The sequence below is a fragment of the Oribacterium sp. oral taxon 078 str. F0262 genome (assembly GCF_000160135.1).
Lineage (GTDB): Bacteria > Bacillota > Clostridia > Lachnospirales > Lachnospiraceae > Oribacterium.
Genome location: NZ_GG729934.1, coordinates 53778 through 70832 on the forward strand (window position 1 = coordinate 53778; position 17055 = coordinate 70832).

Consider the following 17055-nt stretch of genomic DNA (forward strand, 5'->3'; position numbering starts at 1 on the left):
AAAGGACCTGAATCATGAAAAAGCTTTGGAAGAGGATGATACGGAAGGGACTCGCGGGGCTTCTCTGCCTTTCACTCCTTCTGGCTCCGGCGGCAGTCCCCGGCTCCCTGCATCCCCTCGCGGCCCCGGAGGAGCAGGATCTTGCAGAGGGGGAGAGCTACCTCGTCCCGATGGAGTTCTATACGGCGAACATCGATGCGGACTGGAACCATCCGAAGCAGCGGAAGGCGGGTCTTTTCAGCGATACGAGGACGCAGATCTATGATCTTGCGGAAATCCGAAGGCTCGGCGGGAAGTATGAGGTCAGTCTCTACTATCACGGCTTTCATGTCTCAGACATGGTGCAGCTCATGGATATCGAAGGGGCAAGGAGGGCGGAGAAGGACGGCTACGCCTACTGCAATGAGGTTCCGATGGGGGACTTCAATAAGCCCGCGCAGTACAAGAATCCGGGGGCAGAGGGACTGGAAAAATCCGTGAGCGCGGCGGGGGACCGCTACCACAGGACAGACGCAAAGACCGTCCTCTTCGACGAGGAGAGGGATACGGGGAAGATCACGCTCACGCTGGAGGAGCTCTCCGGCGGGCTGTATTTCCAAAGCCTGTATACTCCAAGCTCCGGGCTTCCCGTGTCGCAGTACATCAGCTTTGAGCTCTCCAAGGCAGAGCGGATTGTAAGTTATGGGGCGGGACAGTATACGCTTGGCTATGACTGGTGTAATTATGTGGCCGCAGATGACAGATACGATTTTTCCCGGAAGTACACGGATCGAAGCGTAAAGATGTATGAGCGGGTCTCAAAGCTTTTTGAGAGAGCTGTGGAGACGGAGGCGGACGGAGCGGGAAGGCTTCGGGCGAGCTTTCGGCTTCGGGATACGGAGGGGATCAAGAGCATCTCCCTCGCCGGAAAGAAAAAGCTGGACTTTGCCTCTTTCGATAAGTGGACGCGGAAAAGGCTGGAGCAGGAGTTTGAGGGGACGGACTTTACGGAGCTTTGGGAGAAGGGATCCGGAAAGGATACGATCACGCTGGACTTTAAGGATATCCGGGACGGCCGCTATCTTCAGATCCTGACAGAGGAGGATGATGCCTACAATAAGGAGGAGGATCCGGATGCTCCGCCGGAGAGGAGCTGGTATGCCTATCTTCGGCTCACGCCGAAGGTGAAGGAGGAGAGCGAGGAGGAGCGCCTCCTCTCCGGAGAGGCGGAGCTTCGCATGGCGAAGGGAGCCATACCGGAGAACAGCGAATTCCGCTTTGAGCGGGTAGAGGGTGCGGTGAAGCCGCTCTACTGCTCGGAATACGATCTTAAGGGGGCAGCGCGCTTCAGCAGAAGCGGGAGCGCCTGCGTGAGCTACAACAGCTCCTTAAAGGCGAATGGGGAGCAGTTTTCTCTGAACGGGCAGGTGACGCTCCGCCTCAAGCTTCCGGAGGACTTTGACCTTTCGACGACGACGGTGCAGATCAGTAAGAGCAGCGGAGAATTCGAAAATACCTACAGTAAGTACATCGACAGGGACAGCCGGACCTTCGTTTTCACGACGAGCCAGGCGGCGGATCTGAACGCGACCTACAGCTTCTACGATTACGGGCAGCATCTCCGGCCGGAGGAGCTTGCGGAGCTTCCGGCGGGGCTCTACCGGGTGCGGCTCACGATGGCGCACGCCTTTCAGCCCCACTTCCCCTCCATGTCGAACCAGTCCATCGTGGACAATACGGGCTATCTCGAGGTCTCTGAGGCGGAGGGGAAAAAGAGCTTCCGGGTCTATTACGCCCTGGAGCCCGTCTATGTATCCGGGCTCACCGGATATATGACGGGGGAGTTCTGCTGTGACGGAGAGGATCAGAGTGTCTATACGCCGGTGGAGGTCCATTCGTATTATACGGCGGAGGACGGCGGTCTCGGCTTCGACGCCTGGGCGAGGGAATATCATTTCCAGTATCTGAAGAGCCTGAGCTTCCCCCTCGGAAAGCCGCGGGATGACGGCTCCTACCTGATCCGCTTCACGGTTCCGGCGATGGATGTGCACCCCGGGGACGGGACCGGCGTCCAGGTCGCATCTCTTCGGATCAGCGAGCCGGAAAAGCTTGAGGACGGAGCGGTAAATCCCCTTTCGGGGCACGATAAGTCTGTGCTCCGGGCTGTGATCGAGAGGGCAGAGCGCGCTCTCGAGAGCATGGACAAGGCGGGGGAGACCTATCTCTCGCTGCAGAGCGCGGTCTCGGAGGCGAAGCAGTGCTACGCCGGGAATCCGTCGGAGGAGGAGCTCCTGAAGGGGAGGGATAAGCTTTTGCAGGCGATGAAGGATTCCGGAGCGGGAGAGGGGAAGCGGCTCTCGGACGGGGTCTATCGTCTTCCCTTTACGGTCTATGAGAATGGAGGAGAGGCTCCCTCTTCGCTCAGCGGATACTTCGGCCGCACGCTGATCCTGACAGCAGCAGGCAGTACGATGAAGCTTAAGCTTCCCCTTTCGGAGCTGGACGGAGACAGCGTCACGGAGCTTCAGTATGATAACGGGGTGATGTTAAAGGATGCGGAGAAGCTTAAGGACAAAGAGGGAAGGCTCAGTGCCTTTTTGATCGACCGCGCCTATACGGAGGCGAGCTTCGAGATCGACATAAAGACAAAGCGGAAGGATTATCAGCAGACCCTTTATCTTCGGCCGGACTTCTCAAAGGCGGAGGAGTCCGCGGCGCCGGAGGAGGAGATCCGCACGCTGAAGGAGCTGATCCTGGAGATCGAGGCACTTCTGGAAGAGGACTATACGAAGGCCTCCCTGAGGGATGCCCGGAAGGCGGCAGAGGAAGCGGCGGCGGTCTATCGGGAAACGGCGCCGGAGCGGGACGCCGTGCGGGAGCAGGTCGAGAGCTTAAGACGCGCGAAGGAGGGACTGGTCTCCCTGAAGGAGCTCCGGGAAGCGATTTCCGAGGCGAAAAATCTCACTCCCACGGAGGCTCTCTCTGCGGCGATTGCGAAGGCAGAGCAGCTTCTCTTAAAGGAGGATGCGACGAAGGAGGAGGTCCGGGCCGCGCTCTCCGCCCTGCACTTTGCATCGGGAGGTGCCGGCGGCATCTCGCAGCTTTCGGACGGCTATTATCTCCTTCCACTCCGGATCCTCTCGAACGGCGCGGTATCGGAAAAGTGGAAGGAGGTCTTTCGGAGGGCGGAGCTCTCTGTGAGCGGGGACAGCGCGGTGCTGATCCTCTGCCTTCGGAAGAATACGCTGCGCTCTCTGGACTTTGCCCTGTCCGGGAAGGATTTCGAGAACATGGAAATCCTGGGAAGGGACGGGGACAGCCCGGAGAGAGTGAGGATCCGTTTCCTTCGCTCGGAGGCCGAGGGGCATAAGCTTCTCCTAAGGCTTCATCAGGATCAGGGTGAGGAGAATGCGGAGCTGCAGCTCGACTACGCCTCTTCGCAGAACACTGCGGATCCCGCAGAACTCTATCAGGAGCTTCTCCGCGCGAGAGCTTATCTTTCGGACGGGGAGCGCTATACGGAGGAGACGAGGGGACGGCTTTTACAGGAGATCTCCCGGACCGAGGAGGCACTTTACGGAAGTGCTTTGAGCGAGGAGAGAATCTCCGAGCTTCTCCGGGAGCTCAGAGCCTCGGAAGCAGGGCTTAAGAAGGCCGCGGATCGGAGCGCTCTGGAGGGAAGGATCGGGGAGGCCGGCGCTCTCTCCGAGCGAAGGGAGCTCTATACGGAGGAATCCTACGCGCTCCTTGCGGAGGCACTCTCCGCAGCGCGGAGGGTCTATGCGGATCCGAACGCCTCTCAGGAGGCCCTGGACACAGAGCTTCGGGCACTGGAAGCGGCGATCGACGGACTGGAGCTTCGCTCCCGGAGAGAGCTCCGCTCGGAGATCGAGGCGGCGGAGCGCTACCGCGAGGGGGAATACAGCGCGGAGAGCTGGAAGGCCTTTTCCGAGGTCCTCTCGAGAGCGAGAGAATGCTTTTCGGACAGGAAGCGCTCCGATGCGGACTACCGGAAGGCGCTCTCCGAGCTGAGACAGGCGGAGGAGTCCCTTCGGAAGCTTCCGGAGGAGAGTGAGGCGAGACAGGCTCTTGAGGAAGCGATCCGGCTTCTCCAAAAGGAGGCGGGGGATGGCTCCCGCTATGAGGAGACGAGCTTCCGCTCCTTCTCCGGCTCACTTCACGCGGGACAGGATCTCCTGGATCACGCCGCGGACTACGGCGCGGGGGACGCGCAGTATGAGGCGGCGAAGCGGGCGCTCGCCGCAGAGTATGATGCCCTGCTCCTTCCCGATGGAATGGCGGCCGGAAGCTCCGGGCTCTCTGTCTTTGCTTCGGAGGGATTTTCGTACGGGATGGAAGAGGAGGATGCGGGAGAGCCTCCCTTCGGAAGGGACAGCGCGATTGCCGCGGAGATCGCGACCCCGTCCGAGCTCCCGGATTTTGGGGAGAGGGAGCTTCCGCAGTGGGCCCTCGAGGGAGCGCTCGACAGCTCCGGCAATCTTACGGACAGCTTCGGGGAGAGCTATCCCGACGGCGTCTACTCTGTGAACTGCAGTCTATGGCAGTTTTCACAGAATAAGGCGTCCATGGGAGACGGCGCCCTGGTGGATGCCTTCCCGGATCGCCCCGGGAAGCAGGCGAAGCTTCTCCTCGAGGGCGGAAGGGCCTATCTCTACGCGGGATTTCAGAGGATGGAATTCAGCGGGCTCAGCGGACATCTCCTCGACATCGTCATGCTGGACGGGCTTAAGAAGACGAACGGCGTGATCGATGAGGGAAGCTATACCGAGGTCCCCCCGGAGATCCTGGAGGAGAGCGAGGAGACGGATCGCTTCGGACCGCCTGCGGGACGGAAGTACCCGAGTCTTGTCCGCTTCGATATCACAAAGTATATGGCGGCGAGGAATCAGTACATCCCGGTCATGGTAAATGTCCCCGTCATGGGGGCGAGTGCGCGGCAGCCGGCCTATCTCCGCTGCTACTGGAGCAGCCTTACTTTGGTCGAGGGGAAGGAGCCGGAGAAGCCGGATGAGCCGAAGAAGCCGGAGCAGCCGGGAGCAGACTATACGGGACTTGAGACAGTGCTCAATCAGGTCAGCGCTGCGAGGGAATCGGAATATACCGAGGGGAGCTACAATGCTCTCTCCCTGAGCGTCGCGGCCGGAGAGAGGCTGAAGGCGCTGAAGGGGGCCCCGCAGAACAGCGTGGACCGGAGAATAGAGGCGCTTCGCGCGAGCTATGCCGCTCTGATTCTTAAGAAAAGGGCGGAACCGGATCGGCCGGAGAGCCCGGATCAGCCCAATCAGCCCAATCGTCCGGATCAGCCCAATCGTCCGGATCAAAAATCCGATCCGTCGGCACTTCGGAGCAGGCTGCAGCTTAAGTATATGGAAGGGATCAAGGCCCTTCAGGGGAACTACACGGAGGCCTCTCTTTCCGCGCTGGAGGAAGCGATGAAGGCCGCGGTTTCGGTCCTGAACGATAAGGAGGCGACGAAGCTTCAGCTTGAGAGAGCGGTGCAGAAGCTTGAAAACGCGCTCTCCGGGCTTGTCCTAAAGGAGGAGAAGCCGTCGGGGACGGTCAATCGGAAGGCGCTCTCCGCCCTGATCGCGATGGCCTCCGCCATGGATTCTTCCGCCTATACGAAGGAGAGTTGGACGAAGCTTATGGCGGCACTTGCTCTTGCAAGAAATGTATACAGCGATGAGAAGGCGACACAGGCGGAGCTCGACTCGCAGGAGGCGGCACTTCGGCTTGCGATCGAGTCCTTAAGTCCCGCGGGAAATCCCGGGGACTCCGGGGACGGCGGGGCGAAAAGGAAAAAGTCGGAGGAGAAGGAAGGCTATTACAAAGTGGGTGTCCGCCTCTGGCACGCCAGTATGAACAAGGCCTCCATGGGAGACCCGGCGGTGGGAAGCACGGCCTATGTGAAGATCGAAAACGGAGATGTCACGATGCGTCTCATCACAAAGGAGATGAAGACGAGCGGCATCACCGCGCACCTCCATCACTTCTGGATCTACCAGGACAGTGAGTATAACGAGGCAGAGCTGATCTACGAAGAGAAAAACCGCTGGATCTATGAGTTCAGCCTGCCAAACGACAGCAGCAGCTACTATAAATGCGAGGTGGATCCCCAGGTGGAGGTCATGGGGACGGATCCTGTGAAGGCGCGCCTTAAGGTGAACTGGAGCGGGAAAAAGAAGATCAGCGAGAGCAAGTGGGAAGATCTCGGCGGCTACTCCGCAGAGAGCGGGAGCAAGGAGAAAGCGAAGCTCGGCAGCACTTCCTCCGGCTCTTCTTCCTCCGAGCTTCGAAATGCAGAGACCGGGATCAGTCTCCGCGGCGCGACAGGGGGACCGGAAAATAAGCTGGAAGCGGAAAAGAAGGAGAGCGGGGAGGAGTTCGAACGCGCAAAATCCGCTCTTTCCGACAAGGCATCGCGCTTCGTCCTCTACGATATCCGCTTAAAGTCCGGGGAGAGAGAGCTGCAGCCCTCCGGGACTGTGACTCTCCGGCTGCCGGTCCCGGCGGACTATGATCCCTCGAGGCTTGCCCTCTACCGGATCAACGATGACGGGACTGCCCTGCAGCTCCCCGGATCTGTGAGCGGCTCCTTCTACGAGGTGAGCCTCGATCACTTAAGTCTCTATGCGCTCGCGGAAAAGCTTCCGGCTCCTTCGGACTCCGCGGCCCCGGGAGAGCATGCGCTGAGCCGGACCGGAAACGGAGGGGGCAGCGGCACAGCCCAGAGGAGCGCGGCCTCCGTCCTTCGGAGCGGAGCAGCCAGGAGCGCATCCTCCGGCGGCGGAGCGGTCAACGGGAGAAGCATCCCCTATACGGGGGATCGGATGCCGCTCAGAGGGATTCTGGCGCTGGGCCTTTTCGGACTTCTTCTCTTCATCGGAGGAGCGGCGGACGAGAGGAGGCGGAGAAACAGGCGCCGTCTTTTGGGCGGCGTCTCCCCCGAGGGAGAGGGAAGGATTTCATGAAACAACTGTTTAACGGGGTCTGTATCGCACTTGGCTTTTTCTTTGCCGGGATCGGATGCGTCGGAATCGCGCTTCCGATCCTGCCCACAACCCCCTTTTTACTTCTCTCGCTCTTTTTCTTTGCGAGGGGCTCGGAGCGCTTCTGCCGCTTTTTCATGGGGACCAAGCTGTATCGGAAATACCTCTTGGAGCTCAAGGAGAAAAGGCCCATGCCGCCCGGGAGAAAGCTTCGGATCCTCGCTTCGGTGACAGGCGTCTTTGCCGTCGGATTTTTCTTTTCGCCGCCCTTTGCGCGGGGGATTCTCGCATTGGTGCTGGCTCTTCATTATATCTACTTTCTCTTTTTTGTTCGGACGAAGGGAAGGGAGAGCGGGGCGGAAGCGGAGGGGGCAGAGCCCCTCTCCGAGAGGGGAGGAGATTTATGATTCGAAAGCGGCTTTTCTCCCTGATGTCGGAGTCATCCCGGGGCGCCGTGCTTCAGAACGTGCTCTGGCAGTGGGGGGCGCTTCTGTCCTCCGTCCTGAGCATGAGCATCGTGGGGCGGCTTCTCGAGTCGCTCTATCTTGGGAGGATCCGCTCGGAGACGCTTCTCCTTTCCGCGGCTCTCCTGCTGCTCTCCCTGCTCCTTCGGCTGCTCTGCACGAGGAGGGCGGCGGAGGCCTCCGCGAGAGCGGGGAGCGAGGTGAAGCAGGCCCTTCGGGAGAAGCTTTACCGAAAGCTCACAGCTCTTGGCGCGGCCTATCACGAAAAGCTCGGGAGCGCGGAGGCGGTGCAGCTTTCCGCGGAGGGAGTGGAACAGCTCGAGGTGTACTTCAGTCAATATCTTCCGCAGCTTTTCTACAGTCTGCTCGCCCCGCTCACACTGTTTTTCTTCCTCTCGTTTTATTGCCTTAAGGCGAGCCTTGCGCTGCTCCTCTGCGTTCCTCTGATCCCGCTCACGATCCTTCTCGTACAGAAGATCGCAAAGCGCCTTTTGAAAAAATACTGGGGCTCTTATACGGAGCTCGGGGGGAGCTTTCTCGAGAATCTGCAGGGACTGATCACGCTTAAGATCTACGGCGCGGACGGGAAGAAGGCGGAGGAGATGGACCGGGAGGCAGAGCGCTTCCGGAGAATGACGATGCGGGTCCTCTCCATGCAGTTAAACTCCATTATCGTGATGGACCTGATCGCCTATGGAGGCACGGTACTCGGGATGGGGATCTGCCTTTTGGAGTTTCAGAAGGGAGCGGTCAGTCTGAGAGGACTTCTGACTCTTCTCCTTCTCTCCGCGGATTTCTTCCTCCCGGTGCGCCTTCTCGGAAGCCTCTTCCATGTGGCGATGAACGGGATGGCGGCGTCGGACCGTCTCTTTTCGATTCTGGATCTCCCGGAGGGGAAAAGAGGGGAGAAGGAGCTTTTGGAGGGGGAGACGGAGATCCGGCTTTCGGATGTCCGCTTCTCCTATGATGGGGATCGGAGGATATTGAAGGGGATCAGCCTTTTTCTTCCCGATCGGGGCTTAAGCGCTCTCGTTGGTCTCTCCGGCTGCGGAAAGAGCACGATAGCCGGGCTTCTCAGTGGGAGAGTGAGGGACTATGAGGGGCAGATCCTTCTAAATGGGACGGAGCTTTCGGAGCTCTCGGAGGAAAGTCTCATGAGGACCGTCACCCTGGTGCGGCACGACAGCTATCTCTTTCGCGGGACAGTCCGGGAGAACCTCCTCATGGCTTCCCCGGGGACCTCGGAGCAGAAAATGTGGGATGCCCTGAGAGAGGTAAGGCTGGAGGGATATCTCCTCTCGCAGCAGGGACTTGACACATTTCTTTCAGAGCGAGGAGAGAATCTCTCCGGGGGGCAGCGGCAGCGCCTTGCGATCGCCCGGGCCCTTTTAAGGGATACACCGGTCTATCTCTTTGACGAGGCGGCCTCCAATATCGACTCGGAGAGCGAGGAAAAAATCATGGAGGCGATACGGCGGCTCTCCGAAAGACGCTCTGTGCTTTTGATCTCGCACCGCCTGAAAAACGCGGTGCAGGCGGACTGCATCTATCGGATGGAGGACGGGAGAATCGCGGAGAGAGGAAGTCATGAGGAGCTTATGAGGAGAAAGGGAGGCTACGCGGCGCTCTTTTTGGCGCAGAGCGAGCTGGAGAGCTATGCCGCGGGACTCTGTCCGCTTTCGGAAGGGAGGAAATGCTATGCCTAGCAAGAGAAGATCGGGGATCCGGATCATGGGAAGGCTTTCGGTTTTGGTCCTTCCCCTCCTTCCCGTCATGCTGCTCGCCGCACTTTCCGGAGTCGCCGGGCATCTCCTTGCGGCCTTTCTCACGGTGATTGCCGCTGCGGGGGGACTTGAGATTCTCGCTCTCCCGGTCCCCTCCTTCCTTCCCTCTACCCTCTTTGGGATCGCCGTCTTACTTATGCTTTCCGCTTTGCTCCGGGCTTTCCTTCATTATGTCGAGCAGTACTGCAACCACTATATCGCATTTCGCCTGCTCGCGCTTCTTCGGCAGAAGGTCTTTTCGGCGCTTCGGCGTCTCGCCCCGGCGAAGCTTGAGGGGAGGGAGAGGGGAGAGCTCATCTCCCTCATCACAAGCGATATCGAGCTGCTGGAGGTCTTTTACGCACATACTCTTTCGCCGATCCTCATCGCCGCTGTGAGCTCTGTCCTCATGATCCTTTTCCTCGGAAGCTTTCACCCCCTCCTCGCTCTGCTTGCTTTCTTCGCCTATCTGACGCTCGGCGTGCTCCTTCCTATGAGAAGCAGTGCCCGGGGGAGGGAGAGCGGCGTGCTCTATCAGGAGAGCTTCGGGGCGATGAACGGCTTTTTGCTGGACAGCTTCCGCGGGATGCAGGAGACGATACAGTACGGAAGGACGGGCGAGCGGCTTTCTGAGCTTAGGGAGAGATCCGGGAGACTCGCGGAGCTTAAGCGACGTCTGAAGCTTCTCGACGGAGACGCGAATGCGGAGGCGGGGGCCTGCATCAGCTTCTTCTCCTTCGGCATGCTCTTTCTCGGCATCTGGCTCAGTCTCCGGGGCCAGCTCTCCCTTTCGGCGGTTCTACTCTCTGCGACGGCCATGATGAGCTCCTTCGGGCCGACGAGCGCGCTCCTTCGGCTCTCCGGCACGCTGAATCAGACGCTCGCCTGCGGGGAGCGGGTGCTCTCTCTTTTGGAGGAGGAGCCGGAGACAGAGGAGATCGAGGGGCAGGAGGAGACCGTGTTTTCCGGCGCGGCCTTTTGCGGGGTCAGCTTTTCCTACGGAGGAGAAGAGGTGCTGAGGGATCTCAGCCTTCGCATCCGGGAGAGGAGCATCCTCGGAATTCACGGGCCGAGCGGCTCCGGGAAGTCCACGCTGCTCCGCCTTTTGCTCCGCTTTTGGGATGCGGACAGGGGAGAGGTGCAGATCTCCGGGAAGGATATCCGAAGAATCAATACCGCGGATCTTCGCAGGATGGAGAGTCTTCTCACGCAGGAGAGCGTGCTCTTTCAGGATACGATCGCGGAAAATATCGCGCTCGGGAAAATCGGGGCAGGGAAAGAGGAGATCCGGGAGGCCGCGAGGAAGGCATCCGTCCACGACTTTATCGAAGCGCTTCCGAAGGGCTATGATACCCGGCTCAGCGAGCTCGGGGAGAATCTCTCCGGAGGAGAGCGGCAGAGAATCGGCCTTGCGAGAGCCTTTCTCCACGGGGTACCCCTACTCCTTCTGGATGAGCCGACCGCAAACCTCGATGTCCTGAATGAGGGCGCGATCCTGAAGTCTCTGAAGGAGGAGAGGGAAAACCGGACGGTCGTGCTGGTCTCGCACCGGGCCTCGACCCTCGGCATCGCGGATGAGATCCATGAGCTCTGAGAGCTCGGCGGAAGAAGCAGTCAATGAAGCTCTTCCGCGTCCCTTTCTTCCGGCCGATCGCTCTATAGCTGCCGCCCCGGAGCGCGGTTTTTCCAGGTTTCTGTCGGCTCCCCCTATCCTTCTCCCTCTTTTTGCTTTCGGAGCTCTTCGATTCTGTCCCGGCAGAGGGCGGCCTCCTCGAAGTTCAGCTCGGCGGCGGCAGCCCTCATTCTCTTTGTGAGCTCCCGGATGAGCTTTTCCAGCTCCCGGGCGCTCATGGACTCCGCATCCTTCTGGATTCCGCTTCCGCTGTCGCTGACCGCCTTTGAGATCGCGATGAGCTCCCGGACAGCCTTTTTGATCGTGGTCGGCGTGATGCCGTGCTCTTCATTATAGGAGATCTGAATTTTCCGCCTTCGCTCGGTCTCCTGCATCGTGCGCCGCATGGAGTCCGTGATCTGATCCGCATACATGATGACATGCCCCTCGGCATTCCTCGCGGCGCGGCCTACGGTCTGGATGAGGGAGGTCTCGGAGCGGAGGAAGCCCTCCTTGTCCGCGTCCAGGATCGCGACCAGTGTGATCTCTGGGATGTCGAGACCCTCCCGGAGGAGATTGATGCCGACCAGCACGTCGAACTTTCCGAGGCGCATATCCCTTATGATGGCGGCTCTCTCCAGCGTGTCGATATCGGAGTGGAGGTACTTGACCAGGATGCCTGCCTCCTTCAGATATTTCGTGAGATCCTCGGCCATCCGCTTTGTGAGAGTGGTGACGAGGATCTTGTGCTTTTTCTCCGTTTCCCTCCGGATCTCTCCGATGAGATCATCGATCTGGCCTCTGATCGGGCGGACGGAGATCTCGGGGTCCAGGAGGCCGGTGGGGCGGATGATCTGCTCCGCCCGGAGAAGCTCGTGCTCAGCCTCATAGTCCCCCGGCGTAGCGGAGACGAAGAGCATCTGGTTGATCTTTCTCTCGAATTCGCCGAAATTTAAGGGGCGGTTGTCCAGCGCCGAGGGGAGGCGGAAGCCGTAATCGACGAGCGTCGTTTTCCGGGAGAGATTTCCGTTGTACATCCCCCGGATCTGCGGCAGACTGATGTGGCTTTCGTCCACGATGATGAGGAAATCCTCCGGGAAATAGTCCATGAGTGTGTAGGGCGGCTCTCCGGGCGCGGAGAAGTTCAAATGCCTCGTATAGTTCTCGATGCCGGAGCATACGCCGGTCTCCCGCAGCATCTCCACATCGAAGTTCGTCCGCTCCGAGATCCGCTGTGCCTCGAGAAGCTTGTCCTCGGACTTAAAGTAATTTACCCTCTCCTCCAGCTCCTTCAGGATATTATCGCAGGCGAGACTCAGCTTCTCCGGAGGGATGACATAGGGGCTCGCCGGAAAGATCATGACATGAGAAAGCTCCGACTTCGCCTTCCCGCTCAGCGGGTCAATGATTCGGATCCTGTCGATCTCATCTCCGAAGAATTCGATCCGGTAGGCCTGCTCTCCCTCGGATGCGGGAAAGACGTCCACGATATCTCCCATGACCCGGAAGGTCCCGCGGTGGAAGTCCATGTCGTTTCGATTGTACTGGATCTCGATCAGGTGCCGGATCATCTCGTCTCTGTCCTTACTCTGCCCGGGTCGGAGAGAGAGGGCCATATTGAGATATTCCGTCGGTGCACCCAGCCCGTAGATGCAGGAGACGGAGGCCACGACGACCACATCCCTTCGCTCCGAGAGGGCGGCCATCGCGGAGTTTCTGAGCTTGTCGATTTCCTCATTGATGTCGGAGTCCTTCTCGATATAGGTGTCCGTGGAGGGGACATAGGCCTCCGGCTGATAGTAATCGTAGTAGGAGACAAAGTACTCCACCGAATTTTCCGGGAAGAATTCCTTCATCTCCGAGTAGAGCTGGGCCGCGAGCGTTTTATTGTGGGAAATGATGAGAGTCGGCCGCTTCAGCCTTTCGATCACATTCGCCATGGTAAAGGTCTTGCCGGAGCCCGTCACTCCCAGTAGGGTCTGGAATTGATTGCCCTCCTGAAAGCCCCGTACCAGCTCCTCAATGGCCTTAGGCTGGTCTCCCGTTGGCGCATAGTCTGCATGCAGTTTAAAATCCATGGATCTCTCCCCCCTATACTCGGTGCATAAGGCGCAAAAATCTCCATCAGGCGCAGGATATCCCACAGGCGCTTGTCCCGGCATTCATTCCGGCATCCATCCCGTCATTCGAGAGGAGAGCGGGACAGAGCCATGCCCGATCGGGCGGAAAGCGGAGCGCTGTCAGCGCGGCAGTATGACGCTGCTTCTGCGCTGCTGAAAAGAGAAACATGACTAGTATAGCAAAAATATATTGCCCGGGGAATCGAATCCGCGATATGCTCTTCAAAGAACAAAGTGACGGAAGGGCGCAGCACGCTGCGGCATCCGGAAAGGAAGCGGGGAGAGCCGGAACCTGCTGCCGGGCCATAAAGAGTGCAGCGTCCGATCAATGCTTTCAGGAGGAAAAATGGAATACAGGATTGCTGTGATAGAGGGAGACGGGATCGGTCCGGAAATCGTCCGGGAGGCAAGAAAGGTACTTCTCAGGATCGCCGCGCTCTACGGACATCATTTTGAGTTCCGGGAGCTCCTCATGGGCGGCTCTTCGATCGATCGCTTCGGAGAGCCGTTGACGGAGGAGACCCTCGAGAAATGCAGAGCTTCGGACGCGGTGCTGATGGGATCGATCGGAGGAAAGGTCGGCGTCTCGCCCTGGTATCTTCTCCCGCCGGAAAAAAGACCGGAGGCCGGTCTTTTGAAGCTTCGGAAGGGGCTCGGGCTCTTTTGCAATCTCCGGCCGGCGAAGCTCTACCCGGAGCTTCGGAATGCCTGCCCGCTTCGGGAGTCCGTCATCGGGGACGGCTTTGACCTTATGATGGTGCGGGAGCTCACCGGAGGGCTCTATTTCGGCGAAAGGAGCACAGTGAGGGAGGGGGGAGAGCTCGTCGCGAGGGACGAGCTTTGTTACCGGGAATCCGAGATCCGGAGGGTCGCGCGGAAGGCCTTTTCGATCGCCGGAGGGCGGAGAGGGAGGCTTTGCTCCGTGGACAAGGCGAATGTTCTGGACAGCTCGAGGCTTTGGCGAAGGATCGTGGAGGAGGAAGGGAAGGCCTGTCCGGAGGTGGAGCTGAGCCATGCCCTCGTGGATTCCACCGCGATGCTTCTCGTGCGGAAGCCGGGCAGCTTCGATGTGATCCTGACAGAAAATATGTTCGGGGATATTCTCTCCGATGAGATGGCGGAGATCGCGGGCTCCCTCGGAATGCTTCCTTCCGCCTCCCTCCGGGAGGACCGCTTCGGTCTCTACGAGCCAAGCGGAGGCTCTGCGCCGGATATTGCGGGACAAAATATCGCAAACCCCCTGGCTGCGATACTCTCCGCCGCGATGCTCCTCCGCTATTCCCTGGAGCTTCCAAAGGAGGCAGAGGACGTGGAGACAGCCGTGGAGAAGGTCCTTCGGGACGGCTGCCGGACAAAGGATATCCTGGAGGAAAAGAAAGGGCTCAAGCTTCTCTCAACGGAAGAAATGGGAGAAGAGGTCGCAGCAAAGCTCCGCGGTCCGCTCCGCTGAACGGCCTCTCCCATGCTCTGCCGCTCTGCATGCGGAATACTCCCATCTTTTCCGCGGGATAAAAAAACGAAGGGAGCAGCGAAAAAGACAGCGCCTTGATTTATGCCCCTGATTTACTTATACTGTAAAAGTCCCGTCCAATGCCTCATCGTCCGGCGTGCTAGTACGCGGGGACGCTGAGGCATTGGACGGGCAAAGCAGGTATGAGCAAGGAGAGCGAGAGCTCGGAATGCGAATATAAAAATGATAGATTCGGCCCGCCTTTTCGGCGGTGCCTTTTTCGGCATAAGGAGAGAGCATGAATGAAAACGATCTGAGAGACGGAGGACGTATGCCCGGTCCGGGGCAGTCCTTTCTGATTTTGATCATCGCCGCTGTGCTGACCTTCTTCATCTATTCGATGGTGCAGCATTTCTTTTCGGTACCGGATCCGCAGGAGAAGAGCTACAGCGAGTTCCTCACGATGGTGGAAAAGGATCAGATCCAGAAGGTAGAGTGGGGGGACAGCCAGATCGCCGTCTATCCGAAGGAGGGCGCGGGGGAGAGCAGTGCGGCCGGGGAGAAGGATAGCGCCGAAGCCTCCCGCGGAAAGGGGAGCGGGACATATTTCGTCGTGCCGATCAATGCCGATGCGGGGCAGCTTGTGCAAAGACTCTACCAGCATCAGGTGGAGATCTATCGGAAGAAGCCGGACAATTCTAGCCTCATCATGCAGACCATGATCGGTCTTGTGATTCCCCTTATCCTCTTCTTTATCGCGATGAATTTTATGATGCGCAGGATGGGGGGCGGATCCGGCGGGGTCATGGGTGTCGGGAAGTCCACGGCGAAGATGTACATGCAGAGAGAGACCGGCGTGAGCTTTAAGGATGTCGCCGGGGAGGATGAGGCGAAGGAGAGCCTCGTGGAGATCGTGGATTTTCTGCATAATCCCGAAAAGTATGTGGATATCGGGGCGAAGCTTCCCAAGGGGGCGCTTCTCGTGGGGCCGCCGGGAACGGGGAAGACCCTCCTCGCAAAGGCTGTGGCGGGGGAGGCGCAGGTTCCCTTTTACTCGCTCTCCGGCTCGGATTTTGTGGAGATGTTTGTCGGCGTTGGCGCAAGCCGGGTGCGGGATCTCTTCCGGCAGGCGGCGCAGAATGCCCCCTGTATCGTCTTCATCGATGAGATCGACGCCATCGGAAAGACGAGGGACAGCCGCTACGGCGGAAATGATGAGAGGGAGCAGACCTTAAACCAGCTCCTCTCGGAGATGGACGGCTTCGATGCGGGGAAGGGCATCATGGTGATGGGAGCGACGAACCGCCCGGAGATTTTGGATCCGGCGCTGCTTCGCCCCGGGAGATTCGATCGAAGAGTGATCGTGGAGAAGCCGGATTTAAAGGGGAGAGTCAATATCCTGAAGGTCCATGCGAAGGGCATCCAGCTCGATTCCACGGTGGACTTCGATGAGATCGCGCTTGCGACGAGCGGTGCGGTCGGGGCGGATCTTGCGAATATGATGAATGAGGCCGCGATCACGGCTGTGAAGAAGGGAAGGCGGAAGGTCTCCCAGGCGGATCTTTTCGAGTCGGTCGAGGTCGTCCTGGTCGGAAAGGAGAAGAAGGACCGCATCCTCTCAAAGGAGGAGCGGAGGATTGTGTCCTACCATGAGGTGGGTCACGCTTTGGTTGCGGCGATTCAGAAGCACTCCGAGCCGGTGCAGAAGATCACGATCGTCCCGAGGACCATGGGGGCGCTCGGCTATGTGATGCAGGTGCCGGAGGAGGAGAAGTATCTCAATACGAAGGCGGAGCTCCACGATATGATGGTCGGTTTTCTCGCAGGGAGAGCGGCGGAGGAGCTGGTCTTTGAGACTGTGACCACCGGGGCCGCCAATGACATCGAGAATGCGACGAAGATCGCGAGATCAATGGTGACGCAGTACGGGATGTCGGACAAGTTCGGCCTCATGGGACTTGCGACACAGGAGAGCATGTATCTGAGCGGAAAGAGCGTGATGAACTGCGGGGATTACACCGCGACCGAGGTGGACCGGGAGGTCGCCCTCATCTTAAAGCAGTGCTACGGGGAGGCGAGGAGGATTCTGAGCGAGAACCGCTATGCGCTGGACCGGATCGCGGAATTTCTGATCGAGCAGGAGACTATAACCGGAAAGGAATTCATGAGGATTCTGGAGGAGGTCCGGAGCGAGCAGGGAAATGCGGGATCATCCGGCGCCTCCGGAGAGAGCGGGGGAAATGCGGGATCGGAGACAGCGAGTACAGAGGAGGGAGAGAAGGGAAGCGAAGGCGCGGAGACGGAGGACCCGGAGCGGAAGCGGAGCTTCGAGGAGGCGAGAGCCGCCTATACGGACTACGGGAGATAGCTCACATACTCCATCACATCGGAGACCCCGCAGCCGAAAATCTTACATATCTCATGGATGGTCTCCGTGGAGACCGGCAGGTTTTTCCGAAGCCTGTGAAGCTGGCTCGCGGAGATTTTGTGGTGGTGGATCAGATGATACTGCGTGACTTTAGTGGCGGAGAGCAGCCGCCAGAAGGGGGAGTAGCTGATCATGATTTCTCCTTTTTTGGGAAAGAGGCTTCGAAGCCGGAATTATAAAACGAATCAAAATTATAATTATAATAAGAAAAAGGGATGCCTGCATGGTA

Annotated in this window: 8 protein-coding genes; 6 read left to right on the forward strand and 2 right to left on the reverse strand. The window is 59.0% G+C overall.

Going from position 1 to position 17055, the window contains the following annotated elements; translation table 11 throughout:
- Positions 1-14 precede the first annotated feature (14 nt).
- The 4 genes from GCWU000341_RS04095 to GCWU000341_RS04110 are packed head-to-tail and all read left to right on the forward strand — an operon-like array spanning position 15 to position 10810.
- Positions 15-6971, forward strand: coding sequence for an FIVAR domain-containing protein (locus GCWU000341_RS04095; protein WP_009214493.1), 6957 nt, complete (start codon positions 15-17; stop codon positions 6969-6971).
- Positions 6968-7396, forward strand: a complete 429-nt coding sequence (locus tag GCWU000341_RS04100; RefSeq protein WP_009214494.1) for a YbaN family protein — start codon at positions 6968-6970, stop codon at positions 7394-7396. Before GCWU000341_RS04095 ends, GCWU000341_RS04100 begins: the two co-directional genes overlap by 4 nt.
- Positions 7393-9159, forward strand: a complete 1767-nt coding sequence (locus tag GCWU000341_RS04105; protein WP_009214495.1) for an ABC transporter ATP-binding protein/permease — start codon at positions 7393-7395, stop codon at positions 9157-9159. The genes GCWU000341_RS04100 and GCWU000341_RS04105 overlap by 4 nt, the downstream gene beginning before the upstream one ends.
- Positions 9152-10810 carry an amino acid ABC transporter ATP-binding/permease protein gene (locus GCWU000341_RS04110; protein ID WP_009214496.1) on the forward strand — a complete coding sequence of 553 codons (1659 nt, stop codon included), beginning with the start codon at positions 9152-9154 and terminating at the stop codon, positions 10808-10810. Before GCWU000341_RS04105 ends, GCWU000341_RS04110 begins: the two co-directional genes overlap by 8 nt.
- 113 nt (positions 10811-10923) lie before the next feature.
- Here GCWU000341_RS04110 and uvrB read toward each other — a convergent pair whose 3' ends face one another.
- Positions 10924-12906, reverse strand: coding sequence for an excinuclease ABC subunit UvrB (gene uvrB / locus GCWU000341_RS04115; protein ID WP_009214497.1), 1983 nt, complete (start codon positions 12904-12906; stop codon positions 10924-10926).
- A gap of 388 nt (positions 12907-13294) precedes the next feature.
- Here uvrB and leuB point away from each other — a divergent pair, with 388 nt between their 5' ends.
- Complete coding sequence (gene leuB, locus GCWU000341_RS04120) at positions 13295-14398, forward strand: 3-isopropylmalate dehydrogenase (protein WP_009214500.1); 1104 nt, start codon at positions 13295-13297, stop codon at positions 14396-14398.
- Positions 14399-14696: 298 nt separating this feature from the next.
- A complete protein-coding gene (ftsH, locus tag GCWU000341_RS04125) occupies positions 14697-16766 on the forward strand; it encodes an ATP-dependent zinc metalloprotease FtsH (RefSeq protein WP_009214502.1) in 2070 nt (689 codons plus the stop codon).
- Here the strand turns inward: ftsH and GCWU000341_RS04130 are convergent.
- Entirely contained in the window at positions 16754-16960 is a 207-nt protein-coding gene (locus GCWU000341_RS04130; RefSeq protein ID WP_009214503.1) for a helix-turn-helix domain-containing protein, read from the reverse strand. The genes ftsH and GCWU000341_RS04130 overlap by 13 nt on opposite strands.
- Between the last annotated feature and the right edge of the window lie 95 nt (positions 16961-17055).

What these genes read in the sequence shown, in the direction of transcription:
- ftsH (WP_009214502.1), top strand. Translation starts at nt 14,697, where the DNA reads ATGAATGAAAACGATCTGAGAGACGGAGGACGTATGCCCGGTCCGGGG.
- GCWU000341_RS04130 (WP_009214503.1), bottom strand. Translation starts at nt 16,960, where the DNA reads ATGATCAGCTACTCCCCCTTCTGGCGGCTGCTCTCCGCCACTAAAGTC.
- leuB (WP_009214500.1), top strand. Translation starts at nt 13,295, where the DNA reads ATGGAATACAGGATTGCTGTGATAGAGGGAGACGGGATCGGTCCGGAA.
- uvrB (WP_009214497.1), bottom strand. Translation starts at nt 12,906, where the DNA reads ATGGATTTTAAACTGCATGCAGACTATGCGCCAACGGGAGACCAGCCT.
- GCWU000341_RS04100 (WP_009214494.1), top strand. Translation starts at nt 6,968, where the DNA reads ATGAAACAACTGTTTAACGGGGTCTGTATCGCACTTGGCTTTTTCTTT.
- GCWU000341_RS04105 (WP_009214495.1), top strand. Translation starts at nt 7,393, where the DNA reads ATGATTCGAAAGCGGCTTTTCTCCCTGATGTCGGAGTCATCCCGGGGC.
- GCWU000341_RS04110 (WP_009214496.1), top strand. Translation starts at nt 9,152, where the DNA reads ATGCCTAGCAAGAGAAGATCGGGGATCCGGATCATGGGAAGGCTTTCG.
- GCWU000341_RS04095 (WP_009214493.1), top strand. Translation starts at nt 15, where the DNA reads ATGAAAAAGCTTTGGAAGAGGATGATACGGAAGGGACTCGCGGGGCTT.